Origin of the sequence: Pseudoalteromonas sp. T1lg65, assembly GCF_051930985.1 — a bacterium.
Taxonomy (GTDB): domain Bacteria; phylum Pseudomonadota; class Gammaproteobacteria; order Enterobacterales; family Alteromonadaceae; genus Pseudoalteromonas.
Genome location: NZ_CP196837.1, coordinates 1850649 through 1876240 on the forward strand (window position 1 = coordinate 1850649; position 25592 = coordinate 1876240).

Below are 25592 nucleotides of genomic sequence, written 5' to 3' on the forward strand. Positions count from 1 at the left end.
AGCGCTTGTTTTATGATATTAGTTAGTGATGTGATTACATCGCTTCATATTCATCTTGCCAAAAGAACTTTTCTTCACCGAAAGCGGGCTTTAGATCGTCAAGCCAGTGAGCATTTTCGTCAAACTTAGCAAAGAAAGGACGCTGCACCCAATCTGGGTTTCTAGCTTGAATAAAGCGTAGTGCAAACACTTTCTCACCGTGGATTTCCGTTACACCAGAGATTTCTACTTTGCCTGGTCCTGCACTCATAGAGGGACCGCGTACGGTACGGCTGACCCCCGAGACTTTTTTATAGGCATCCCTGAATGTTTCCCAAGTTTTGTGAAGTGGGATCTCAAAATACCGTTTTGCGCCAGTATCACGTTCAATGAACATGTAATACGGGATCATGCCAAGTTGTGTTTGCTCTTGCCACATTTCAGCCCACATATCAGCGTCAACATTGATGTTGTTTAATAGTGGTGCCTGGGTACGGATCTGCGCACCGGTTTTTCTGATTTGGCGTATAGCTTCACGAGTGACGTCGGTTCTTAACTCTTGCTTATGGTTCACATGTGCCATGATTGAAACATGTTTACCTGCATCGACTAGCTCTTTAAGTAGAGCTAATAAGTCCTTAGCATCAGGATCGGTAACATACCTAAATGGCCAGAAGGTCAACGATTTAGTGCCGATACGGATTGTACGAATGTGGTCAAAACGCGGCTCTTTCAAAGCTTCCAAATATTTGCGTAACTTAACTGTACGCATAACCATTGGATCACCGCCGGTCATCAACAGATCGGTCACCTCTTTGTGCTCTGCAAGATAGTTGTGTAGTAACGCTTCATCATTATTATTGAAGCGGGTCGCTTTACCTACAAACTGCGCCCAGCGGAAACAGAACGTACAATATGAATGACAATATTGCCCCTGAGAAGGGAAAAATAACACGGTCTCTTTGTATTTGTGCTGAATGCCTTCAACACGTTCTCCATCAAGTTCAGGCACGTTTTTTTCCATTTGCCCAGCAGGGTGCGGATTAAGCTTTTGACGAATTTCCGTGGCTAAATTAAATACTTCTTCTGGTGTATGCTCTCGGCTCAATAACGAAGCCATTTGTTCATAAGACTCATCGTCTAACATTCCTCTTTGTGGAAAAGTTAGTTGGAATACAGGATCGTTAGGTACCTTATCCCAGTCGATGAGTTCTTCAATTACAAAGTTATTGACACGAAAAGGAAAAACGTTGGCGACGACTTTCATTTGAAAGCGAAGATGCTCAGGCAATTTATCGAGTTGTTCGATTTTATCGATCTGGCGGTGTTGATAAACAGTGAAACGAGGTGGCTGATAAGCTTCAGCTGGCTGCAATTGGACGGTTTGCTGCATATATAATGTGTCTCTTTTCTCACTTGCTATTAATAAAAGCCACCATGGTAACATGTCCCTGATATCATTTCAGGGACAAATCTAAAAAAGTGCACCAATTTGCAATATTTGATGCCTTTTTTAATAGGATCTACGGAGTTTCCTCTTAAGATCTAAGTATAATTAGCTAGTCCTCTCAGTAAGCCTTCTCTGCTATCGCTTTAAAGATAGATTTGCAAAGTTTTTCAATATCTTGATTGGGAGTGGTGTAAGGGGGCATCACATAAATCAGCTTACCAAATGGCCTGATCCAAACACCTTGTGAAATGAAAAACTGTTGAATTTTTGCAACATCTATACTTGTGTTAAGCTCAACAACTCCTATTGCACCTAACACTCTCACATCAACTACTTCTTCGAACTTGGAGCAATCTTCGAGTATTGCTAAAGCATTTTCAATACGTCGGACTTGAGCGAGTCCATATTCATTAGTAAGTAACTCAATGCTGGCATTTGCTGCACTACAGGCTAGTGGGTTGCCCATAAATGTCGGGCCATGCATTAACACTTTTGCGTCACCTCGACTTATACCCAGCGCCACATTTTCGGTTGCTAAAGTTGCACTAAGTGTCATCGCACCGCCAGTTAATGCCTTACCAATGCACATAATATCAGGCTCGATATCCGCATGTTCACACGCAAACATTTTTCCGGTTCGTCCGAAGCCTGTCGCAATTTCGTCCAAGATTAGTAGCACATCATATTTGTTACAAAGCTCACGTATGCATTTTAAATATTCTGGATTATAAAAATTCATGCCACCGGCGTTTTGCACCATGGGCTCAATTATAAAAGCCGCAACTTCGTCATGGTGATCTATAAATGCTTGTTCCAATTGCAGCAGCTCAGCTTGGCATTGTGTTGCAAAAAAACTGCTCTTTGGCGCGTCGACAAATACGTGCTCAGGTAAAAACCCCTGATAAAGGTTATGCATTGAATTAACTGGGTCGCAAACACTCATCGCGGCAAATGTGTCACCGTGATAGCCTTTCTTCGCTGTCATCAGCTTAGATTTACCTGTTTTACCAAGACTCATCCAATATTGCAGTGCCATTTTAATGGCAACCTCTACGCTAACCGAGCCGCTATCAGCAAGAAACACTTTTTCTAGACTTTTTGGTGTGATAGCGAGCAACTTTTTACATAAATCCACTGCTGGTTGGTGGGTTAGGCCTCCAAACATAACATGGCTCATTACTTGCGCTTGTTGCTGTATAGCTTTTACAATTTTTGGATGTCCATAACCATGGATTGCACTCCACCAAGAGGCCATACCATCAATCAATACTTCACCAGTTTCAAGCTCTATTTTATTGTCATATGTACGAGTAACCGGATACACGGGCAGTGGGTCAATCATTGATGTATATGGGTGCCAAATGTGTTCGCGATCAAAATCTAAATCGATGGTGTGTTTATTGCTCACTTGTAAACCTTTGAGTCATTCATTCCGTTGACAATACTAAGGCAAGAAGTAGACTAAGCCAAATACCGTCAGATTAAGTGCTCGTAAAATAACCGTTTTTGCGACAAAGCTCAAAGAAGAGAATCATTATGGAACTTGGCAAAGTAAGACACGACTGGACACATGAACAAGTAAAAGCATTATTCACCATGCCGTTTAACGATTTACTGTTTCATGCGGCAAGTATTCACCGAACGAACTTTAATCCAAACGAAGTACAAATCTCAACGCTGCTTTCAATAAAAACAGGCGCATGCCCTGAAGATTGTAAATATTGCCCACAATCAGGACATTACAAAACTGATCTGGAGCGTGAGCGACTGATGGAAGTAGAAAAAGTAGTTAGCCAAGCCAAGCTTGCAAAAGAAAAAGGAGCGACTCGTTTTTGCATGGGGGCCGCTTGGTCTGATCCTAAAGATAGAGACATGCCGTACATTGAGAAAATGGTCAAGGAAGTAAAAGCATTAGGTTTAGAAACCTGTATGACTTTAGGCATGCTAGATAATGAAAAAGCGCATACGCTTCGCAATGCGGGACTAGATTACTACAATCATAATCTAGACACTTCTCCTGAATACTACGAGCAGATCATTACCACTCGTACTTATCAAGACCGTCTTGATACCCTAGATAATGTGCGTGACGCCGGAATGAAAGTATGCTCTGGTGGTATTGTCGGTATGGGTGAGCAAGCTGCTGACCGTTACGGACTTCTGATGCAATTAGCCAATCTACCAAAACAACCAGAAAGTGTGCCAATCAATATGCTGGTAAAAGTGAAGGGGACGCCACTGGAAAACGTAGATGACCTTGACCACTTTGAATTTATTCGTACCATCGCGGTTGCTCGGATCATGATGCCACACAGTTATGTAAGGCTATCAGCAGGCCGTACGGCAATGAACGAACAAATGCAGTCGATGTGCTTCTTTGCTGGCGCGAATTCGATTTTCTATGGTGACAAACTGTTAACCACGGAAAACCCAGAAGCTGATGCAGATATGAATCTATTAAAGAAACTTGGTATGAAACCCGAAAGCCGGGAAGATTACTCAGACGAAGCATATGAAGCCTCATTGTCGTCAGCTATCGCAGATAAAGCAACGTCAGAATTATTCTATGAGGCAAATTAAGTCCAATGGCATTTGACTTTATTAGTGCCTCATTAGCTGCTCGTAAAACCGAAAACTTGTTTCGGTCTCGAACATGTTTTGAGCAAGTGTCAGCAACCAAGCTGGTTGCTGATGGCGTTGATTACCTCAATTTTGCTAGTAACGATTACCTTGGGCTTGCTCAATCGATTGATGTTGAAAAGTTCAGTGCGAAATCAGGTAGCGGTAGTTCAGCATTGGTAACTGGCCATACACAATTACATGAGCAATTTGAGCAACGTCTGGCAAAGTTGCTTGGTTATGAATCTGCATTGCTTTTTGGTAGCGGCTTTGCGGCTAATTCGAGCGTACTAAAGTGTCTGTTTTCGCAATTGACCAAAGCTGATGATGCGGCGGTATTCCACGACAAGTTAAATCACGCCAGTTTGATCGATGGCAGTTTATCGGGAACCGCGAAGCTGCATCGCTTCAACCACAATGACACTAATCACCTTAGAGCCAGACTAGAAAAAGCTCGCGTTGTGAATAAACTCATTGTGACTGAAGGTGTATTCAGTATGGATGGGGATACGGCGGCGCTTGAAGAAATCAGTCGGCTTGCGAAGGCACATAATGCTTGGCTTATGGTTGACGATGCGCATGCCTTTGGAGTGATAGGCGAACGAGGGCTGGGCAGTATAGAAAAGGGTATTAAACCCGATATTCTCATCATTACCTTTGGCAAGGCGATGGGGTGTCAAGGTGCTGCTGTGCTCGCCTCTAAAACGGTAATTGAATACCTAATCCAGTTTAATCGTGAGTACATCTATTCAACCAACCTTTCGCCAATTTTTGTTGAGGTCGCGCAGCAGCAGCTAGATAAACTAATCGCGGCGAATGAAGCGCGGACGATGTTACTTAACAATATTTTATATTTTAAACAACAGGCAAATAAAGCTAGTTTAGCGTTGATAGAGAGCGATACGGCAATTCAACCTTTGATACTTGGTAGCGCTGAAAATGCCATGTTGGCACAGCAATTTTTAAAACAACATGGGATTTGGGTGAGTGCAATACGTCCACCAACAGTACCAGTTAACACAGCACGGTTAAGGATCACATTGACTGCAGCGCACACGCACAATGACATAGACAAATTAGTCGCTACATTGAAGGAGCTGCCGTGTTAAGCTCGCAATCTCAAATCAAAGATCGTTTTTCAAATGCTGCCCAACAATATAGTCAGCATGCTAAAGTGCAACTTCGTGCTGCTGAGTATCTATTTGATAGGCTCAATAATGGCGACGGTAAAGTTAGGTTGCTACGCAATAACCTGCTGGATCTGGGCTGTGGCCCGCACCAGAACCATTCAAGCTTACGAAAATTAGCCAGATGTTATGTCGGCATGGATTTGAGTACTGATATGCTGCGTCAAGGCGCTAAAGAAGCGCAGGGAGTTTGCGCAGATATGGACTCTCTACCACTGCTCGATAAGAGTATCTCGTTTATATTTAGTAATTTTGCAATCCAATGGTCCAAAGACCCACAAAGATTGTTTCAAGAGCTATATCGAGTATGTGAAGAACAAGGGAAAGTATTGCTCTCTACGGTTTTAGATGGCTCATTGAAAGAAATAAATCTCGCTTGGCAAGGCGTAGACAATTGCTCTCATGTTAATTCGTTTAAGTCTTTGCAAGAGATTGAATGGTTTGCAAAACAAGCCGGTTTTCAACTGAATTGGTCAACCCAACGGAGGTTATGCGATAACTATCAAACTGCCTTAGATGCACTGAAATCGGTGAAAAATATTGGTGCCAATAATGTTCTTTCCTCTAAACGTCGGCAGGGACTATTGAGCAAAAGTGCGTATAAGCGTCTCATCGATAGTTATCCAAGTGGTGCAAATGGGTTTGATGTGACTTATGAAGTGGGATTTATGGAGTTAGTTAGATGAAATCGTTTTTTATAACTGGAACGGATACTGAAGTCGGTAAGACTTACATCACCAGCTTATTGCTAAAACTGCTTGCCCATCACAAAAAGTACGCTTTTGGGTTTAAGCCAATTGCGGCAGGTGCGGAGGAAGCTTTTGGACAACTGGTCAATGTGGATGCAATCACATTAATGGAAGCCGCAACGGTCCATGGAAAATACGAACAAGTTAACCCTTTTTGTTTTGCGCCACCTATAGCGCCACATATCGCAGCAGAGCGTGCAGATGTACAAGTCAGCGTCACAGGATTAAGTGCTGCGTACCAAGACGTGCTTACCCTTAATCCAGATTACTTGCTAACTGAAGGTGCAGGAGGTTGGGCGTTGCCCATAAATGAAAAGGAATTTTTGTATGATTGGGTTGCTGCTGAGTCTTTACCCGTGATCCTAGTGGTAGGAATGAAATTAGGGTGTTTGAATCATGCCATGTTGACGGCGGAGTCAATTAAAGCCAAAGGGATTAATTTGGTTGGGTGGGTGGCAAATCAAGTAGATCCCGATATGTTGGAATACGAAGCAAATCTACAAACCCTAAAAAGCAAACTAGATTGTCCACTGCTAGCGGTGGCGCCGTACAGTGATGATAAGCCTAAGTTACAGTTAAGAAGTGCTTTACTAGAACTGTTTGACTTACCTTCATCCTCATAACACTGGCCTCAAAAGAGGCCGTTAATCGTTGCTAGTATTATTTTGTGCGAGGTAATTTGGCAGCAGTTTCTCAACGATTTCCCTAGCGCTAATGGTATAGCGTGTACCAGAGAACATTACTGAAGTGTTCTCGTCAATTCCGGTTATTCCGGTTAATGTCCAACCTTCACCACGCTCTGGACAATACACTTTTGTGGTTGGTGGTATTACTTTAAAATCAGCAGACATTCTATTATCCCGCGTATTACTTGTGAATGACAGATTCTACAATAAATCTTATTTCGTCAGAATAACTTAATTTATAAAAGTGGTCGCGATGCTATATTCATTAGCTAAAAAAATAAGTAAGGCATTTTGAAACTATGAATTTTGAATCTGAGCGGTTGGCTTTACGTCTCGTTCGACATCGGGACAAGCCACAGTTACATCGTATTCTGAATCACCCATTGGTGAAAAGTTTCAATGATTACGGTGATAACCTAACCGATGAAGATGTAAAAGCAATGATCCAGTATGATATTGAACAATGTTTAGAAGGCATTGGTGCTAGGTTTTGCATCCTAACCCGAGATGACTCAAAGATAATCGGCAGCATAGGCTTTCATAGCTTCAATGGACAAAGTCAGGAAATTCAAATTGGCTATGAACTCGATCCGAGCTATTGGGGTCAAGGCTATATGCAAGAAGCGATGGAGCTCGCTTTAGCGCATACTGACTATTGGAATAAAGCGGGTGTGATCAAGCGGGTGATTGCACAGGTACAGCAAGAAAACAGTCGCTCGAGACGAGTATTAACGTTACTAGGATTTGTGGCAGTTACGGGCGACAAAAGTCGCTATTTTCTAGAGCTTTAGTTGCGGGAAATAACAGTAGTGATACCGCTATTTCCCGACAAACATCATGTTATCTTAAGGCGTTGATACGCTCATCAAGCGGTGGATGAGAAGCAAAAAAGTCAGCCACGGATTTACCCGATGCAATACCAAAGGCCATCATCGAACCTTCAAGTTGTGACTCATGATTGTGCTTCAAACGCTCTAGTGCCGCACGCATTTTGTGCGCTCCAACTAAATTTGCGGCGCCTTTGTCAGCAGCAAATTCACGACGACGACTAAAGTACGCAACAACGATCGAAGCTAGAATTCCAAACAAAATTTGGAAAATCATGTCGAAAATAAAATATGTCCAGCTACCGCCAGATTCCTCTTCATCACTGTTTAGGAAGTTATCGACGATTCCAGCTAATACTTTTGCTAAGAAAATAACAAAGGTATTCACGACACCTTGGATCAAAGTTAAAGTTACCATGTCGCCATTAGCAACGTGAGAAACTTCATGAGCGAGTACCGCTTCGGCCTCATCTTGACTCATGTTGTTAAGAAGACCCGAACTTACAGCAACTAAACTGTTGTTTTTACTTGGTCCAGTAGCAAATGCATTGATCTCTGGACTGTCGTAAATAGCGACTTCTGGCATGGCAATGCCTGATTGCTTAGCTTGATTGGCAACTGTTGAAACTAACCAATGCTCGGTTTCGTTTCTAGGTTGTTCTATGACATAAGCTCCGGTTGATTTTTTGGCTATCCATTTTGACATGAATAGAGAAATGAAAGCACCGCCAAAACCAAACACCGCGGCAATAATCATAATGCCACTGTAGCTTCGGTTAGAAATACCAAAAACCGACATGATGACTGACAGCACTATCCCTAAAACTAGCATTACTGCTAGGTTAGTAATAAGGAACAGAATTACGCGTTTCATTGTAACCTCGTTAAAAATTAGAGAGAACCCAAGTGATTTCCCAAGCACTTACAGTACAACTCAAATTCCTAACTGCTTTATAAGGGCTAATATATAAAACTACAAGTTAATTCAGCCAAAACAAATTAAAGAACACATCGTTCAGATCTATTGTTGGATATATTTTAGCTTACTGGAAAGCCTTCGAACCAGTTGGTCGGCAGTGGAGTGGGGATCATTCAACCCCTGAACGAGAGTCATAAAATAGCAGTCAACCATGATATCAGCCTTGATAGCATCAAACTCTTGTTCAGCGAATAGCTGATGCTTAAATGCTTGTAATTGATCGGCAAAGTAACTTTGTTGCCAAATTAGGCCAGTTAATAGCTCTTTACTGAATTCTCTATTTTCTAGATAAAACGCATAGAGGTAGGTTGAGTAATGGCGAAGTTTCAATCTTGCGGTGTGTTGCTCGTCTGTTTTGCTGGCTTCACAAAGTATTTGTTCAAGTTGTTCAAACATTGCTTCCTTTAACATATCCAACTTGCTTGGGAAGTGTGAAAAAACGGTTCCTGTTGCTACGTTCGCATGCTGAGCAATTTGTCGAGTGGTTGTTAGCTGATAACCCTCAGTCGTAAACAAATACCAAGCTGAAGCCATTATTTTTTGTTTTGTCACGTCGCTTTTTTTCATTCTTATCTCTCTCCTCGACTTGAGGATTTTACAATAAAACAGATTATTAGCATATAATTCTTGATTAATGAGCGTGCTCATATTTATAATTGAGCGCGCTCATTAATCAAGGAGGTACCTATGTTTCTTATCCGTATTTTAGGTTTTATCTTATTTTTACCAATGATTGGCTTCTACAGTTATGTGTTGGGCCCGGTGTTAAAGCTAGTCTTGGTTCCTGGTGGATTGACGATATTATTTTTAATCCTAGGTCCTAAACAATTCAGATTTCATTTCAATCGAGCATTCGATAAAAGTCACTCGTTAAGTTCTAATTACAGTAGCTAATCAATTCTATCAGCGGGTTTGTTCGCTCTGTGGCCCGCTGTTACTTCGCTTTATTTGTGTTCTTAGGTATAATCCCTGCCAACTCAGCCTATTGAAGTTATGGCTGATGCCAATTGTTTTTATTTCAATTGGTACAAAGTATCGTTCAAGCATAGTCGAGGAAATATTATGACCGTTGGTATTATCATGGGCTCAAAGTCAGACTGGCCTACCATGCAACATGCAGCAGAAATGTTAGACAAGTTTGGCGTTGAATATGAAACGCGCGTGGTATCTGCACACCGAACTCCGCAACTATTAGCTGATTATGCTTCAAGTGCTGCAGAGCGTGGTATAAAAGTAATTATCGCTGGTGCTGGTGGCGCTGCTCATCTTCCAGGCATGGCGGCTGCGTTTACCAGTTTGCCTGTGTTAGGCGTTCCAGTTAAGTCTAAAGCACTAAACGGTGTCGATTCTCTTCTGTCAATTTGCCAAATGCCCAAAGGGGTTGCGGTTGGTACATTGGCAATCGGCGATGCTGGTGCCGCTAACGCGGGTCTTCTGGCCGCACAGATCCTTGGCTGCCAACAGCCAGAATTACTTGCCAAAATAGACGAATTTAGAAAAACACAAACTGAAACAGTATTGGCTAATCCAGATCCAGCGGTAGAGTAATGAAAGTATTAGTATTAGGCGCAGGTCAGCTAGCTAGAATGATGAGCTTATCTGCAACTCACTTAGATATTCAGGTAAGCGCTTATGATGTGGGAACAGAGTCGATAATTGATCCTGTGACTTTCATTAAAAGCGAACTCAGCTTGGCTGAAGCTATTAGTCAAGCCGATGCGATCACTGCAGAATTTGAGCATATTCCAGACGATGTATTATCGGTTTGTGAACGATCTGGCAAGTTTTTCCCCGGTGCTCAAGCAATTAAAACAGGCGGTGACAGAGCAATCGAGAAAGCGTTATTAGAGCGCGCAAAAGTGCCATGTGCCCCTTATAAAATTATCACCGAAAAATCTCACTTTCTGGATGCGATTAGTTCATTAGGTTTACCTTTGGTCGTTAAAACTTGTCAAGCGGGATATGACGGTAAGGGTCAATGGCGAGTTAAGTCAGAGCAGGAAATTGAAGCCATTTGGTCAGAAATGAACGCATTTCTAAGTTCCGGCACGGCCTTAGCACCGCACACTATTGTCGCAGAGCAGATGATCCCATTTGACCGTGAAGTGTCCATTATAGGTGTTCGTTCAAAGTCAGGAGAGGTGAAGGTTTATCCGTTGACCGAGAATCAACACACGCATGGTGTGCTAACTCTGTCTATCGCAGGCAAAGAAAAATCAGAGATCCAGCAGCAAGCTGAGCAAGCTTTTTCGGCTTTATCAAGTAGCTTAAATTATGTTGGTGTTCTGGCGATTGAATTTTTTGATGTTGGCGGTAAGTTGCTGGTTAACGAAATAGCCCCTCGAGTGCACAATTCTGGGCACTGGACGCAACAGGGCTGCCATGCGAGCCAGTTTGAAAATCACATGCGTGCGGTTACAGGCCTACCTTTAGGTGATACGCGTTTGATTCAACCGACAGCCATGATTAATGTATTAGGGCAGTCATGCATTCCTACAGCGGTGTTACAGGTTGCTGGCACCACTAGTCATTGGTATGGCAAGTCTGCTAAGCCAGGCAGAAAAATGGGCCATATTAACGTTTCAGCTAAAGATCTATCGGCTTTAGGTGATGCGTTGTCAAAGCTAGCAGATATTCTACCGGAACAAGATTATCCTGGGGTTGAGAGTACAGCGAAGCTGCTCAAAGGAGATTGATTTATTCAATTTCGCGTTGAGACTGTATCGTTCAAAAATTATTCATACTTTTTTTGAACTTTAGCAAATGCCCGTAGTCTATTAATTTGAGGCGCGGATAGGCCTCATTTCATACTCGTTGTCCATCAACGACTATGTGAGCGCAGAGAGTATTTGGCCAGCATCCCCATGCTGGCCTTTTTTTGTCTTGTGGTTACGGGTATTAGTCTTAATGCTGTCGTAATTGAGTATTTTTTCTGTTTAAATGGCGAAAAATCTATAACTACAAGACGCTGATATGTTGAAACAATCTTTAATTTCGCTAGCTGTAGCTTCGAGCTTTTTACTAACTGGTTGCCAAACAACGAGTTCTGAAACTATTGTAACCAAAGCAAACGCGATTGCTCCGGTAATAACTAAGTCGATTTCTACTCCTATCGATTTTGGATCCGAGTTAATCACTTTAGAGCAAGCGATGGCCAACCCCGATTGGATTGCTCGCTCACCTTCTCGACCATATTGGTCAGCTAATAGTACCGACATTTATTACAGCCAAAAGCAAGCGGGTAATGAGCTGAGGGACTTATTTAAAGTGAGCGCTACAAAAGCGCCTACAAAAGTATCTCTGGATGAATTACATAGTGTCGGAGCTAACGACGGTGTATTTAACACAGATAAGAGCAAATATGCCTATGAATTTGAAGGTAATGTGTTTGTCCAAGATCTAGCTACAAACACACTTATCCAGATCACACATTCATCAGATTACGAATATGCACCGCAGTTTTTACGCGATGGCCGTTTAGCATATCGAGCAGGTAATGCCTTTTTTGCTGTAGATCTCGGGTCTGGACTGACTAAAGAACTTGTTAAGCTGCATATGAGTGACGAACCTAAAGGCGTTCAGGAGCCATCGTCTTTTATAGCAAAAGAGCAGCATAAACTGATTGAGTACGTAGCCTTAACGCATCAGAACTCAAAAGACAAACAAACGCGTAATACCCAATTAGAAGCTCAAAATACTACTATCCAAGACCGTCAGTTCTATTTGGGTAAAGGTAAAGCGTTAGTTGATGTGAAACTGTCGCCCGACGGTAACAAGCTTGTTGCAGTGATCAAAGATGATAAACCGTCTCGCGCAGATACGGATATTATGCCTAATTATGTTACTCAAGACGGCAATATTGACCCAGTTAAAGCGCGCTTACGGGTCGCTGACGCTAAACCCTCTCAATCTGAAATCATTTATATTGACATTGCCGCTAAGCAACAAAAAGTACTGGGGTATGACACGCTGCCAGGTTTTGATGAAGATGTACTTGCTAGTGTCAAAGCAGAGAATGCAAAAGCGCTAGGGGACACTTATAAATCGCAACGCACACCAAGGCACATCAACTTGATTTACCCATGGGATTCGATAGAGTGGAATGCGTCAGGTACACAAGTTGCACTAATGCTAGAAGCTTGGGATAACAAGGACCGTTGGATTGCCACAGTTGATTTCGAAACCGCTAAGTTGGTCTCACAACACCGATTGCATGATGAAGCTTGGGTAAACTATCGCCATAACCAGTTTGGCTGGTTGAATAATCAAGATACCCTGTATTATTTGTCAGAAGAAAGCGGCTATAGCCACCTGTATTTAAAGCCTTTAAATGGTGAGCCGAAGGCAATAACTTCAGGTAAATATGTAGTTTCTGATTTGACATTAACATCAGATGATTCAGCAATTTACTACAAAGCTAACAAAGAGCACCCTGGTCTTTATGAAATCTACCGCGTGAACCTTGCGGACGGTTCGCACCAGCAACTGACTAACTTAGATGGTATGACTGATTACAGTTTGAGTCCGGATGAGCAGCGCTTGTTGCTAACGCATTCAAAAATTATGTCGCCGCCTGAGCTCTATGTTGCAGACGCCAAACCAAACACGGCGGCCAGAAGACTGACTAATACAGTAACTGATGCATTTTTAAATAAAAAGCTTGTTGCACCTCAGATAGTTGCGGTGCCATCGAGCCACACAGATGAACCAGTCTATGCGAAAGTGTATTATCCGTCAGACTACCAAGAAGGCGAGACCGGTAAAAACCGTAAAGCGGTGATCTTTAACCATGGTGCAGGTTATCTGCAGAACTCTCATATGGGTTGGTCAAACTACTTTAGAGAGTTTATGTTCCACTCTTTACTTGCCAACGAAGGCTATGTGGTGATGGATATGGATTACCGTGGTTCAAAGGGGTATGGCAGAGATTGGCGCACAGCCATTTATCGTCATATGGGCAAACCGGAAATTGAAGATTTAGCTGATGGCGTAAACTGGATGGTTGAAAACGTAAATGTTGATCGCAATGCGGTTGGCACCTACGGCGGTTCATACGGTGGATTTATGACGTTTATGGCATTGTTTACTCAGCCTGACCTTTTCCAAGCTGGTGCTGCACTTCGCCCTGTAACAGACTGGGCTTATTATAATGACCCATATACTTCAAACATCTTGAACCGTCCTGATGTCGATCCGATTGCATATCGTCGTAGCTCTCCAATTTATCATGCAGAAGGGTTAAACAAAGCATTATTGATTAATGCCCCAATGATTGACGACAACGTGTTCTTCCAAGATGTGGTGCGTTTAGTACAACGATTGATTGAGCTAGAAAAAGAAAACTTTGAAACCGCTATTTATCCTGTCGAGCCTCATGGCTTTAGACAACCTTCAAGCTGGTTGGATGAATACCGTCGTATATACAAGTTATTTAAAGACCACCTGTAGGTGTATATACAAGTTATCTAGTTGGTATTAAAAACTAGGCGCCGAGTTAATCGGCGCTTTTTTTAGTAACAACAAAGCGGAGTAAAAATAAACAAACACCACTGAGTGCGCCAAATAAGTGAGCTTCAATAGCGACCCGAGAGTTAATTAGTGCTTCAACTTCCGTGGAGCCTCCGTGAAACTGTTCCCATCCTATTTTGACAAACACACCGAAAAATAACAGATATCCAGTGGTCATTTTACGTTTTATGTCTTCCAAGGCGCCCATCACAATCATCCCGTGTAGCAGCCCACTTAACCCTGTGTAGAGAATGATGTTTGGGGCGAAGAAATAGATGAGTACTCCCGTAGCTAACGCCAGCAGCCACGTATTTTGAAAATAATGCGTTGTAGGGGTGTACTCACCATGGAGTAACCAAATCAGCAAGATGCCAAGTAGGTTTAAACCAAGGTGATAAAAGTTACTATGCATAAACTGGCCGGTCAAAACACGCCAAATTTCACCTTCAGTAATAAGTACGCGGTTAAAATCGAGAGAATCACTTAAATTGAGAAGCATCAACAGTACAGCAAATAAAGCTAAAATAATTGGGCCAGTAATAAACTGTTTTTCGAGTGGGAGATTAAACATCAGATTTTATGCCTATTTTTTTGCATATTGTGCCTATTTACTTTTATGATGCCAATGATTGAAACACATCAAAGTGGTGATTATGAAACATACGCTTCTTTCTATAGCAATGGCTTATACACTGAGTCTTGTTCCGATAGCTCAAGCAAAAGAACTAAAACCTGAGATCCGTGAACCTGAAGCAGCAACAGGATTTAGCAATAAAGAAGAACGCACTGCCAAAAAGTATATGGTGGTAGCCGCAAATCCGTATGCCAGTAAAGCTGGTCAAACTATTTTAGCGCAAGGCGGAAGTGCGATAGACGCACTGATAGCAACACAACTCGTTCTTACCTTAGTTGAACCACAGTCTTCTGGCATTGGTGGCGGTGCATTTATACTGCATTACGACGCTAAAACGAAAAAATTAGTGACGATTGACGGTAGAGAAGTGGCGCCATCTGCAGCAAGTTCGGCACTATTTTTAGATGAAAATGGCAAGCCTGTAAGGTGGATAGAAGCGGTAGTAGGTGGCCGTTCGGTTGGTGTTCCGGGAATTTTGCATGCCTTTAAAACCGCACATGATAAGTACGGAAAGTTGCCATGGCGTGACTTATTTAAGCCAGCTATAGAGTTAGCGAAAGAAGGCTTTGTGGTTTCACCAAGACTAAACATGCTGTTAGAAAAAGAGCTCAACCCTGGTTTAACCAAGCTCTCACCTGCGAAAGACTATTTTTATCCGAACGGCAAAGCGCTATCCGTTGGCACGGTGAAGAAAAATCCGGAATTGGCGAATCTATATTTCAAGCTGGCGAATATTGGTATACAAGCTTTTTATGAAGGTCAAAATGCCATTAAGTTGGTCAAAGCGGTACAAGAATCTGAAATTGCTCCAGGTACGTTGTCGATGAGCGATCTTGAAAACTATCGCAGTAAGTATCGCGATGCCATTTGTACGAATTACAAAGCTTACAAGGTTTGCTCGATGGCCCCACCTAGTAGTGGTGGAGTTGCTGTACTGCAAATCTTAAAACTTTTGGAACCGTATAAACTTGAGACATTCAAAGCCAACGACCCTGAGGCTCTGCATTTGTTCACTCAAGCTTCTCGGTTGGCGTTTGCCGACAGAAATTATTACATTGCTGATCCTGATTTTGTCAAAGTACCAACCAAAGCCTTGTTAGATGAGGTTTATCTAACTGGACGCAGCAAATTAATCGGCGAAAATGATAATCCTAATTATCCGGTCGGCGACCCAACATACGGCAAACTAGCTTACGCGATGGATGATAGTTATGAGTTACCATCAACCACGCATGTGTCTATTGTGGATATGGATGGTAACGCGGTATCAATGACCAGCTCTATTGAAATGGCATTTGGTTCAACCGTTATGGTAAACGGTTACTTGCTGAATAATCAGCTCACTGACTTTGCATTATCACCAAAACAAGGGGACAAATTGGTTGCTAATAGAGTGCAACCAAATAAAAGGCCGAGAAGCTCAATGTCACCTGTCATGGTGTTCAATGAAGATGGTTCGCTGAAACTATTGGTTGGTTCTCCGGGTGGTAGTCGGATCATCAATTATGTCGCGCAAACCATTATTGGTGTGCTTGACTGGCAGCTGTCACCGCAACAAGCCATTAATCTGCCAAAGATCACCAACCGAAACCGCTATACAACATTAGAAAAGGGGACTCCACTGGAACAGTATGTGCCGTTTTTTGAGCAAAAAGGACATGAAGTGCAAGTGCGAGACTTAAATTCAGGACTACACGCAATTCTTATAAAAGACGGGGTGTTGATCGGTGGAGCCGATCCCAGAAGAGAAGGTGTTGCACTTGGTGAAAGTAGTGAATAATCCGTAGTTTACCGCTACGAATTACGATATAATATTCTGCTCGGAACAGAATGCCGAAAATAAAGTTCCGAGCAATTACACATTGGTCTGATGAGCACTAAATTCGTTGTAATTTAATCCTTTTAGACAATAATGAACCCTTAGACTAATAACTTAGTGTCAAGCTTGTAAATATGACTAAAGAAACCGATCCAAATTATCTCTACATTCCTTACTCAGGTCCAACCTTACTCGAAACGCCTCTTCTCAATAAAGGTAGTGCATTTTCTCAACGTGAAAGAGAAAGCTTCAATTTAGCGGGTTTATTACCACCGCGTTACGAGACGATTGAAGAACAAGTAGAGCGTTGCTATCAGCAATATTCAAGCTTTAGTGACAATCTCAACAAGCATATTTACTTACGTGCAATTCAAGATAATAACGAGACGCTTTACTACCGCTTGGTACGTGATCATCTTGAAGAAATGATGCCAATCATCTACACGCCGACGGTAGGTGATGCATGTGAAAAGTTTTCAGACATTTATCGCAGTTCTCGTGGTTTGTTCATTTCTTACGAAGAACGTTATCAAATCGATGATATTTTACGCAACGCGACCAAAGGCAAAGTAAAAGTTATCGTTGTGACTGATGGTGAACGTATTTTAGGTCTGGGTGACCAAGGTATTGGTGGTATGGGTATTCCAATCGGAAAGCTTGCACTTTATACCGTATGCGGTGGGATAAGCCCAGCTTACACGCTACCAGTCATGCTAGACGTTGGTACAAACAACGAAAAGCTATTAAATGACCCCATGTATATGGGGGCACGCCACAAGCGTATCTCGCAAACAGAATATGATGAATTTCTTGATTTATTTATCAAAGCAGTGAAGCGCCGTTGGCCAAATGTATTGTTGCAGTTTGAAGACTTTGCACAACCAAATGCGATGCCGTTACTTAAGCGTTATCGGGATGAAATTTGTAGCTTTAACGATGATATCCAAGGTACAGCTGCGGTGACTGTAGGGTCTTTACTGGCTGCATGCCGCGTCAAAGGCGAGCAATTATCTCAACAAAAAGTGGTCTTTGTGGGAGCCGGCTCTGCAGGTTGTGGTATTGCAGAGCAAATTATCAGTCAAATGGTTTCAGAGGGGATCACTGATGCTCAAGCGCGTAGCCAAGTCTTTATGGTAGACCGTTTTGGTCTTCTTACTGAAGGAATGGAAGGTCTGAGAGACTTCCAACAGGCATTGGTGCAAAAAGCCACAGCATTGGAAGAATGGACTTACAGTGGTGAATATGCGTCATTGTTAGATGTGATGCATTGCACCCAGCCTGATATTTTAATTGGTGTATCGGGTCAGCCGGGGTTATTCACTGAGCAAGTGATTAGAGCAATGCATGCGGGTTGTGAAAAGCCGATCATATTCCCATTGAGTAATCCTTCGCGCCAAGTGGAAGCACATCCAAAGGATGTTATTAACTGGACCAATGGTGAAGCTATTGTTGCTACTGGTAGCCCATTTAATCCGGTTGAACTTAATGGCGAAAAATACATCGTTCCACAGTGTAACAATAGTTATATTTTCCCAGGGATCGGCCTAGGTGTGCTAGCTGCTAAAGCAACGCAGATCACCGATAGTATGTTGATGGTATCAAGCGAAACATTGGCAGAGTCATCTCCTTTGGCAAACTCTGGTAAAGGCAGCTTGTTACCGGCACTAACTGAAATCGAACCGCTAAGCAAACGCATTGCTTTTGCTGTCGCGAAAAAAGCGATGGAAGAGGGTGTGGCACTAGAGATGGATGATGAAGCAATCTGGGCTGCAATAGAGAAAAATTATTGGTTACCAGAGTATCGTAACTACAAGCGTTGCAGTATTTGATTCAATTTACCGAACCGAATAGATTGCGTAAAACTGAGAAAACCCTGCTGTGTTAGCAGGGTTTTATCGTTAAAGAACCTTAATAGTGCTGTCAACTTAGGTTCAAATGTTCAGTGTCTATTACGGGTTATGACAAGCGTTTTTGAGCCTCAATGTTGCGTGTAGTAGCGCATACAAAAATTAAAGCTCGTTTTTCTTGATTATTGTAAATACGCTTGAGCTGTGTATATAAACAGTGTTTATTGCACGGTATAAAATTAGTGACTACTGCTGGTTAAATAAAAGTTGATAATGCCGAGGTGGAACACCAAACAGATTGGGTTCCACCTAGTTTTTAAATAAAGCCAGCGTTTATAGCATTAGTGGGAGCGTTATTACCAGATAACTAGTATTGTTATCTTTAATGAATGCATAACCTCTTTGTAATTCCATTTCTAGATAGACTTGATCACCTGGGCGATAATTATTTAATGGCGTAATAGATGATAAAGAATGTGGCAATAATTGAGCGTTATGTGCGATGACCTCAGGAATATCTTCACCCATGTCCACACCAATAAACTCAAATACATCAGTAACAATCCTCGCAAATTCTTCGTACATTTTATCAAAGATCCCCGGTGTCAATTTATCTAATAGATCGAATAGCCAAGGTAACTTAACATCAACAGTGACACTGGGCGTATATTGTGAAAAATTGGGTAGACCGGTGAAGCGTTGGTCATAAACATTGTAGATGCCTTGTACACTGATATTTTTAAAAGCAACTTTAGCGTAAATGTTAATAGGCAAACCAAGTTGGTATTTTCTTAGATGACCGACAGTTTCTACATCAAAGTTGTTTATAGTAATAGGGATATCACCATTAGCAGCAACTCGACCATTAATACGCAACCGCAAGTAGCCTTTGACCTTAGAGTTAATACTTCTAACACCTGCACCTGATTGCGCCGAAACCATATTGATAGGATCAGTCGACACTTCTTTAAAGTTATGTTCTATGACATTAAAGTGGCGTTCAACTTCAGAAGATATATCGCTCATCATTTCCTGTGGGAAAGTATTTTGTGTTGTGAGCCGATAGGCGTAGCAAAAGTTATTAGTAAAAACCATTGGTACCGACGTCGGATTTCTGTCTGTATTTCCGTTATAGCCATAAAGTAGAGATTTCAAAAACTGGCAAGAGCCCGGAGTATTGAACCAATCTTTACCACTCGTTGAAGAAGATTGGATAGCTTCATTTTGCACGTTGAGCTCTTGGTTACTTACTGTATTTTCGGCATTTGCAAACAAAGGGATGGTAATTAAAAAAAACCAAAAAATATTTTTCATTGTTGTCCTTATTTAAGCGCAGTTTATTAATTTCGGTGCCAGAATAAAATAAATTGTGTTTATATAAAGTTACAAATGTAACATTGTTGTTTTTATTTAACTTGGGCAAACCCTCGGATTTCCAAATCCTTCCGCAAAATCATTTTTTTTGTCACACCAGCTATTGTTGATTTGTCTAAATAACCGTTGGTGGAAAAACCAATGAAACGACAACTGATTTAATTAAAGAGATATCAATGTATCAGTAAATGATAAGGATAATAGAATGAGCAGTAGCAACAACGTATTAGACGCCGTAAAATCAATGACAAAAGCGTTCAATAATAAAGACATGCAAGCAGTACTTCACAGCTATGAAGAACAAGCGACAGTATTATTTGAACCTGGTGTAAATGTTTCTGGTAAAGCAGAGCTAACAGAAATGTTTTCTGGCGCATTTCAACTTAATCCTAAGTTTGAATACCCCAAAGGTCATGAAGTACTCGTTTGCGGTGATATCGCTTTACATATTGCACCATGGACCATGAATGCAAGAACACCGGATGGTGATGAAATAGCTGAGTCAGGTTTGTCTGTAGCGGTGCTAAGAAAGCAATCGGATGGGAAATGGTTACTCGTTTTGGATAACCCACATGCGCAAATCTTATTAGAAAACTAATCGTGGTAATTAGCTCGCGCTAAGTAGCGCGAGCTAAAAGGAGTGAGTAATGGAGAAGTTGGAATCATTGGTTCTAGCCGCAACAGAAGGCGATAAATTAGCCTTACAAAAAATAGTAGAAGCAAGTCAAAATAAAATTTATGGATTAGCGCTTCGAATGCTCGTAAATCCGGAAGACGCCATGGATGCGACTCAAGAAATTATGGTAAAGGTTATCACTAATTTAGGTTCGTTTAAGTTTGAAAGTAAATTTCATACGTGGGCCTATCGTATTGCAGTAAACCACTTACTAAACGTACAAAGAAGCCTTCGTAAAGATCCAGAAATAACATTTGAAGAGTTTAAACAGGACTTAGAGACTGATTTGCATACTTCTAACGAGTGGCAGGATGATCCGCATTACAGCGTGTTACTAAATGAGCTGCGCATTTCTTGTACTATGGCTATGTTGTTGTGTTTAAATTCGGCACATCGTGTGGCTTATATCTTGGGTGAAATTTTCGAGTTGGATCACAATGATGCTTGTGAAATTCTATCTATTTCAAAGAATAACTTCCGAAAAAGATTATCTAGAGCTAGAGCTGAGGTCTACGAGTTTACTAACAAAAGTTGTGGCTTGGTGAGTTCATGCGCAACATGCCGCTGCGAGACTAAATTAGACACTGCTATTAAAAATCAAAGAGTCATACCAACAAATACTTATTTTTCGGCTAAACCGCGCTATTCCTATGATGAGGTAAAAACAGCACTGGTAGAAACCCAAATTGAACTCAGAGCGATAGCTTCACAAAAATCTGTTGGTCTCTACGAATGTCCTGTAGAACTGGGTGAATATTTCGGCGAGTTGGTTCAGGGACAATTTCAGTGATTTTTGTTGTGGTTAATAGATTAATAGAGCTGTGAGGTAAACCCTCCCAGATTTATGGTTAATGTTAAGAGCCGTTACCGAATAGCTAGATTGAAGGACTGTGCGAATCGAAAGTCAGAAGTAGGTGTCAAAAGAAACTTGAGATCCCATATCTCAACTGCTTTTTCGAATATGACATGTTGGAACCATTTGCATTATTGCAAATGGTTGAGGTTAACATGCCAGCTCGAAGAAAAACCGCTTGAAGCCAGTTGTACATTCGTGCTCATAGTGGCAATTCTATCCCAAGCCAATAAAGCCTGAGGTAACGTTCTAATCGCTTCGATGTTTTGTGGATTAACACCAGGTTGAGCAAGTTGAGTATGCAACTGATTAAGTTGTTGTTCAAAGGTCTGCCATGTTGGAGCAAAGCTTATGCAATTTTGAATGTGTTCTATAGCTCGTTCTGTTTGCGTTAGGGCTTCGGAAATAATCTGCAAAGCTGCAATTTCTTGTTCTTCAGACAACAGTTGCTGCTTGAGGCGCCCAATTTCGTGTAATTCTTCTATTACTTCATTCTGATGTATGGCATTCATAATGGCATTGTAGGTTAGTCCTCCCAATGCGACTCCAAGTCCAACGATTGGAAAGCTTTGTGCACCAACTGCAAGTGCAACTTCAAAACCATAGGTTAATAATGCGAACGAAGCAGCCGCGCCGGATGAAGTAACTTGCATCATCTCATCTTCGGCGTGCGCGGTCTGTGAACTTATTTTTTGATATAGCTGAGATATTCTATTTTTTAATTCGTTTACTTTATTTCTATCTCCTTGTATTGCTAGGTTGGCTTCTGCGATGGCGTGTTCAAGCGAAGATTTTTGCGCTGAAAATTGCGTAACAAAAGGCTGTAGCTGGTTTTGAAAGTGAGATGCCTGTTCACTCATATTACCCACATGGTGGCGGAGCCAATGGAGATGCAGCTGGCAATTTTGGATATTTGAAGTATTCGTTGAGTCAACAAATACTCTGAACAGCTCTTTTACATGTATAAATTGTTGGGTAAGGCCTGCAAGAATAGAAGGTCCATCGTTTAGCAGCCAATTTCCAGCAATTGGTTGTATATGGTGAATTTGTTGATTGATTTGATTGTACCAGCTGGGCTTCTCGGTTGCCGGGTTGTAAAGGTGAACATATCTTAGCGCAAGAGCTGCACAATTAAGTTTATGATGGCCTACAAAAAAGTTAGTTAAAAGCATTTTAACTGAAGTGGGGTTTGGCGAGAGCATTCGTAGTGTCCTTGTTGTTAAAAAAGCCAGCTATCTTCAAACTTCAAAAGCTGGCTTTATGGTATTAGTGAGAGATACGGTTATAAGTTAGCTCTCTATGAGGCGTACCAAAGACCACCATTGCTGTCTCGCGATCTTAAGGTCTAGACAAATGTCGTTGCGTAGATTATCCCAATCTTGCTCATCGCCATCACTCACTAAATCATGTATGTCGCTTACCTCCTGTTGAATTGCGTTATAGACGGTACCCCAAAAATCAGCAAGCTGGTCTATGCTGTTTTGTAACTGAGCATCATCTAAACTGCGCACTAACAGCAATTGTTGACGTAGATGTCTCACTTTACTAAGTTCGTACTGAATGTTGGACATTCGGTTTCTGTTACTCGCAATGAGTTGTTCAACATGATGTATTTCGCGCACAATAGCGGGGGTGTAACCACCTTGTGAACCGAGACCAAGCTGATTACGGAGCTCTCTTAGTTGCGATTCTAAGTGACCAATCTCATTGTTAAGTGACTGGATATGAGACTCTACATCGTGCTCGGTACTTTGCATTCCATCAATGACTGAACCAAATGAATCGATTGCCTGCTCAGAAGCTCGGTGAACTGTTCTAAACTGCCCCAGTAGATGCTGTACGTTGGTATTAACTCTGGCCACGACGACTTCCATTCCAAAACTACCAAAGTAAACACCTAGTCTACTTGGCGGGTTATGTAATGCAGCGGCTTCTACGGCGAGGCTGCTCAATTCAAAAAAGCCACTGTAGATAATGATTTCCCACCGTTGTTTTATAAAACCGGGGCGAACTACGTTTGCCCATTCACTCATGTTTCGCTTTAGTGAATACAAATCAGACGACAGAGTTGTGTACCAAGAGGGTGTGCTTCCAAGGCCCAGCTCGCGAATGTCTATGCTGGAAATATCCAAACTGTTTATATGATTCGCAAAAGAGTCTAATACAGTTAAGTTATCAGGCAGTGCCTGAATACTCTGCTGCATCGACTGGTTTTCAGGTGGCGCAAATAAATTTATAGTCATCACTTACGCCCTATGAGTATGTGCGTGGCTACCAGTCGCTTGAATCTGCATGTTGTCAACAAATCTCTTGAGGTCTAGCCAACTGCTTTTGGCCATCTCTAAGTCTTCCACAAAGTCATCCCAGTCTACTTGACTGACATCATCTACCGCGTCAGTAATTGACTGAAGTGCATTTGAGCACTTACCCAAGGTAATTTCGAACCAATCAGAAATTTCTGATAGTGAATCACCCATCGCTCTATTTTTATCCACAACACTGTCAATATGGTGCTTTAACAGCGTTAACGATACTACTTGTTGTTCTTCATGCGACATTTCAGAAGTTAGTGAGTTGATGTTATTCTTTAAATTGCGGATACAGCTTTCGTAATGTGAAATAAGACCAGCTGATTCGGCAGCAGCCCCCAGCATACAAAACCCACCTGCTAGTAATAAAAACGGTGCCGCAGGTCCTGCCGCCGCACCCAAACCTAATAGGCTAGCACCTAAAATTAGGCCCGCACCACCGGCTATTGCTGAAGCGTCAATGCGTAAATTATCTGCATTTATTTCTGCTTTTGCGTTCGCTATTTCCGTTTTAACATGTGCGATTGCACGTTGATCTGCACCGATTGCAGATTGAATGCCATCTACACTTTCAGTCAGTGCAGAGTAATCCTGATGAGATGAACTACTGAAACCCTGAAAGCCAGTATGCAGAGTTTTGATCTGTAGATAATCTCTCGTAGCGTGATGGGTGAGCCACTCAAGATCTCGCTTTATCGTTACAACGTCATCAGAGCTAGGAATCCTAACATGGTTATGATCATCTAAAAGTATCTGTTTTATATTGTGCACAATCATGTCAACGCGACGAGCGAAATCATTAATCGCATTAGGGATTCTAGATACAATACCCGGCTCAATTGTGTTGCTCCAATTATCAGCATGGCCTTTAGCGGTAGAAATATGTTGATTTAACGGGTTAAACCAATGTGGAGGTGGGTTGCTAATAGGAAACAGTTCTATCTGCTGAACAGAAAGTGCATAAGCGCGAATATGAAGTAGCGCACTTAAGTTGTTGGCTAGATTTTGTTTTGTAGCTTGAGCATGTGGTGGTGCTATAGAGGGTACTCTCATTGTCATTCCATTATTTATGTGATCCGCAAAGTGATAATTCACTTTTTGAGATATTTGGTATCAAAAACACCTATACAAACAGCCTTCCTAGGTTGAAAGTATTATCTTGTAAAAATGATGTTTTTAAAAGGTGTTTTTTTTGTTTTGGTTGATGGCATGACTTCAGTGGTGAGAACAAATTAACGTGACACTCAGCGTATATATGGCTGAATCAGTTTGGCCGAAATCGTCAAGTTATGCACCTCACTGTTTTTTGCAATATGTGACTGCAAAGGACACATTTACTGTATATAACTCAATGAAAAGTTTGGTATGTTTATCTTTGCAAATTACCATTTTCTAGTTAATTGATAGACTTGTTCCATCTTATCGCCAGCTTACAAAAATGTGTAAGTAGCAAAGTGTGAAAGTGACTATGTGTATTTTTAAGGATAGAGATGAAATATTTAGGAATGTTATTAACAATACTGTTGGCTGGATGCCAATCTACGCCAAACTTTTGTGAAAAAGAGCCTGATTCAAATTTATGTAATCAAAACACTTATTATGATGCCACAATTAAAGCGTTAAAAGAATTTGAGACTAAGAAATCTAATAAGGCTTTTGCACTTGCACAAACCTCTGATGGCTGGGAGTTTTTTGGGTACTCTGAAGGCTATAGCTCAACACATAAAGCGAAAGAGGCAGCCCTTAGACAATGCCAATTGAGGTTAGATAAACACGGTACTGATGGAAAGTGTGAGTTAATTCGCTAGTTAAACATGATAAACTCATCACGATGTATTCAGTTTTGCTTTGAGTACTAAATCTTCATCATTTAGTACTCGCATAAACAAGCTGATGCTCGCCAACCTTTTTCTAAATTCTTGGATTTTTTGATCCAGTCTGTGTCAGACCTATTTTCCACCTATGGACCTTATCAAACAAACCTTGTTACGACAGGCTGTTCAGATATTAGGTTGTAAAAATCCCGTATAACGTGTTGCGTTTACGGGATTGGGATAAAGATTCTACAAAAAACACCTCCGACTTGAGATTAAATT

23 protein-coding genes are annotated in these 25592 nt (G+C 41.6%); 13 read left to right on the plus strand and 10 right to left on the minus strand.

The window, feature by feature from the left end:
- Positions 1 to 34: 34 nt before the first annotated feature.
- Together ACSLBF_RS07915 and bioA are read right to left on the minus strand one after the other, a co-directional pair.
- Positions 35 to 1372: a KamA family radical SAM protein gene (locus ACSLBF_RS07915; RefSeq protein WP_440056062.1), complete on the minus strand. Its 1338-nt coding sequence runs from the start codon at positions 1370 to 1372 to the stop codon at positions 35 to 37.
- Between the two features lie 175 nt (positions 1373 to 1547).
- Positions 1548 to 2837: an adenosylmethionine--8-amino-7-oxononanoate transaminase gene (gene bioA / locus ACSLBF_RS07920; protein WP_440056063.1), complete on the minus strand. Its 1290-nt coding sequence runs from the start codon at positions 2835 to 2837 to the stop codon at positions 1548 to 1550.
- 128 nt (positions 2838 to 2965) lie between these two features.
- Between bioA and bioB the strand changes: the two genes are divergently transcribed.
- From bioB to bioD, 4 genes are read left to right on the plus strand one after another with little or no spacing between them, the layout of a single operon-like run.
- Positions 2966 to 4009: a biotin synthase BioB gene (gene bioB, locus ACSLBF_RS07925; protein ID WP_440056064.1), complete on the plus strand. Its 1044-nt coding sequence runs from the start codon at positions 2966 to 2968 to the stop codon at positions 4007 to 4009.
- A gap of 5 nt (positions 4010 to 4014) precedes the next feature.
- Positions 4015 to 5157: an aminotransferase class I/II-fold pyridoxal phosphate-dependent enzyme gene (locus tag ACSLBF_RS07930; RefSeq protein WP_440056065.1), complete on the plus strand. Its 1143-nt coding sequence runs from the start codon at positions 4015 to 4017 to the stop codon at positions 5155 to 5157.
- Positions 5151 to 5921: a methyltransferase domain-containing protein gene (locus ACSLBF_RS07935; RefSeq protein WP_440056066.1), complete on the plus strand. Its 771-nt coding sequence runs from the start codon at positions 5151 to 5153 to the stop codon at positions 5919 to 5921. Before ACSLBF_RS07930 ends, ACSLBF_RS07935 begins: the two co-directional genes overlap by 7 nt.
- Positions 5918 to 6607, plus strand: coding sequence for a dethiobiotin synthase (gene bioD / locus ACSLBF_RS07940; protein ID WP_440056067.1), 690 nt, complete (start codon positions 5918 to 5920; stop codon positions 6605 to 6607). Before ACSLBF_RS07935 ends, bioD begins: the two co-directional genes overlap by 4 nt.
- Before the next feature lie 21 nt (positions 6608 to 6628).
- Here bioD and ACSLBF_RS07945 read toward each other — a convergent pair whose 3' ends face one another.
- Complete coding sequence (locus tag ACSLBF_RS07945) at positions 6629 to 6835, minus strand: hypothetical protein (RefSeq protein WP_440056068.1); 207 nt, start codon at positions 6833 to 6835, stop codon at positions 6629 to 6631.
- Between the two features lie 134 nt (positions 6836 to 6969).
- Between ACSLBF_RS07945 and ACSLBF_RS07950 the strand changes: the two genes are divergently transcribed.
- Complete coding sequence (locus ACSLBF_RS07950; RefSeq protein ID WP_440056069.1) at positions 6970 to 7461, plus strand: GNAT family N-acetyltransferase; 492 nt, start codon at positions 6970 to 6972, stop codon at positions 7459 to 7461.
- Positions 7462 to 7510: 49 nt separating this feature from the next.
- Here ACSLBF_RS07950 and htpX read toward each other — a convergent pair whose 3' ends face one another.
- Together htpX and ACSLBF_RS07960 are read right to left on the minus strand one after the other, a co-directional pair.
- Positions 7511 to 8371, minus strand: coding sequence for a protease HtpX (gene htpX, locus ACSLBF_RS07955; RefSeq protein ID WP_440056070.1), 861 nt, complete (start codon positions 8369 to 8371; stop codon positions 7511 to 7513).
- Positions 8372 to 8518: 147 nt separating this feature from the next.
- A complete protein-coding gene (locus ACSLBF_RS07960; RefSeq protein WP_440056071.1) occupies positions 8519 to 9043 on the minus strand; it encodes a TetR/AcrR family transcriptional regulator in 525 nt (174 codons plus the stop codon).
- Between the two features lie 495 nt (positions 9044 to 9538).
- Between ACSLBF_RS07960 and purE the strand changes: the two genes are divergently transcribed.
- The 3 genes from purE (at position 9539) to ACSLBF_RS07975 (ending at position 13924) form a co-directional block, all read left to right on the plus strand.
- Positions 9539 to 10024: a 5-(carboxyamino)imidazole ribonucleotide mutase gene (gene purE, locus ACSLBF_RS07965; protein WP_440056072.1), complete on the plus strand. Its 486-nt coding sequence runs from the start codon at positions 9539 to 9541 to the stop codon at positions 10022 to 10024.
- Positions 10024 to 11172 (plus strand): 5-(carboxyamino)imidazole ribonucleotide synthase, encoded by a 1149-nt coding sequence (locus ACSLBF_RS07970; RefSeq protein ID WP_440056073.1) that lies wholly within the window; start codon positions 10024 to 10026, stop codon positions 11170 to 11172. Before purE ends, ACSLBF_RS07970 begins: the two co-directional genes overlap by 1 nt.
- Before the next feature lie 277 nt (positions 11173 to 11449).
- Positions 11450 to 13924, plus strand: coding sequence for a prolyl oligopeptidase family serine peptidase (locus ACSLBF_RS07975; RefSeq protein ID WP_440056074.1), 2475 nt, complete (start codon positions 11450 to 11452; stop codon positions 13922 to 13924).
- Between the two features lie 46 nt (positions 13925 to 13970).
- Here the strand turns inward: ACSLBF_RS07975 and rrtA are convergent, their stop codons facing one another.
- Positions 13971 to 14555, minus strand: coding sequence for a rhombosortase (rrtA, locus tag ACSLBF_RS07980; RefSeq protein WP_440056075.1), 585 nt, complete (start codon positions 14553 to 14555; stop codon positions 13971 to 13973).
- Between the two features lie 82 nt (positions 14556 to 14637).
- Here rrtA and ggt point away from each other — a divergent pair, with 82 nt between their 5' ends.
- Entirely contained in the window at positions 14638 to 16398 is a 1761-nt protein-coding gene (ggt, locus tag ACSLBF_RS07985) for a gamma-glutamyltransferase (protein ID WP_440056076.1), read from the plus strand.
- Between the two features lie 173 nt (positions 16399 to 16571).
- Entirely contained in the window at positions 16572 to 18266 is a 1695-nt protein-coding gene (locus ACSLBF_RS07990; protein WP_440056077.1) for an NAD-dependent malic enzyme, read from the plus strand.
- A gap of 351 nt (positions 18267 to 18617) precedes the next feature.
- On the opposite strand, the gene ACSLBF_RS07995 is transcribed toward ACSLBF_RS07990, so the two are convergent.
- Positions 18618 to 19598: a hypothetical protein gene (locus tag ACSLBF_RS07995; RefSeq protein WP_440056078.1), complete on the minus strand. Its 981-nt coding sequence runs from the start codon at positions 19596 to 19598 to the stop codon at positions 18618 to 18620.
- A 265-nt stretch (positions 19599 to 19863) separates the two neighbouring features.
- On the opposite strand from ACSLBF_RS07995, the gene ACSLBF_RS08000 reads away from it, so the two are divergent.
- Both ACSLBF_RS08000 and ACSLBF_RS08005 read left to right on the plus strand, forming a co-directional pair.
- A complete protein-coding gene (locus ACSLBF_RS08000; RefSeq protein WP_440056079.1) occupies positions 19864 to 20256 on the plus strand; it encodes a YybH family protein in 393 nt (130 codons plus the stop codon).
- A gap of 49 nt (positions 20257 to 20305) precedes the next feature.
- Complete coding sequence (locus ACSLBF_RS08005) at positions 20306 to 21124, plus strand: RNA polymerase sigma factor (protein WP_440056080.1); 819 nt, start codon at positions 20306 to 20308, stop codon at positions 21122 to 21124.
- A 194-nt stretch (positions 21125 to 21318) separates the two neighbouring features.
- Here ACSLBF_RS08005 and ACSLBF_RS08010 read toward each other — a convergent pair whose 3' ends face one another.
- The 3 genes from ACSLBF_RS08010 to ACSLBF_RS08020 form a co-directional block, all read right to left on the minus strand.
- Positions 21319 to 22389: a hypothetical protein gene (locus ACSLBF_RS08010; protein ID WP_440056081.1), complete on the minus strand. Its 1071-nt coding sequence runs from the start codon at positions 22387 to 22389 to the stop codon at positions 21319 to 21321.
- Between the two features lie 87 nt (positions 22390 to 22476).
- On the minus strand, positions 22477 to 23430 hold the full coding sequence (locus ACSLBF_RS08015) for a hypothetical protein (protein WP_440056082.1): 954 nt from the start codon (positions 23428 to 23430) through the stop codon (positions 22477 to 22479).
- Positions 23431 to 23433: 3 nt separating this feature from the next.
- Positions 23434 to 24549, minus strand: coding sequence for an HBL/NHE enterotoxin family protein (locus tag ACSLBF_RS08020; protein ID WP_440056083.1), 1116 nt, complete (start codon positions 24547 to 24549; stop codon positions 23434 to 23436).
- Positions 24550 to 24986: 437 nt separating this feature from the next.
- On the opposite strand from ACSLBF_RS08020, the gene ACSLBF_RS08025 reads away from it, so the two are divergent.
- Positions 24987 to 25304, plus strand: a complete 318-nt coding sequence (locus ACSLBF_RS08025) for a hypothetical protein (protein WP_440056084.1) — start codon at positions 24987 to 24989, stop codon at positions 25302 to 25304.
- The last annotated feature ends 288 nt before the right edge of the window (positions 25305 to 25592 follow it).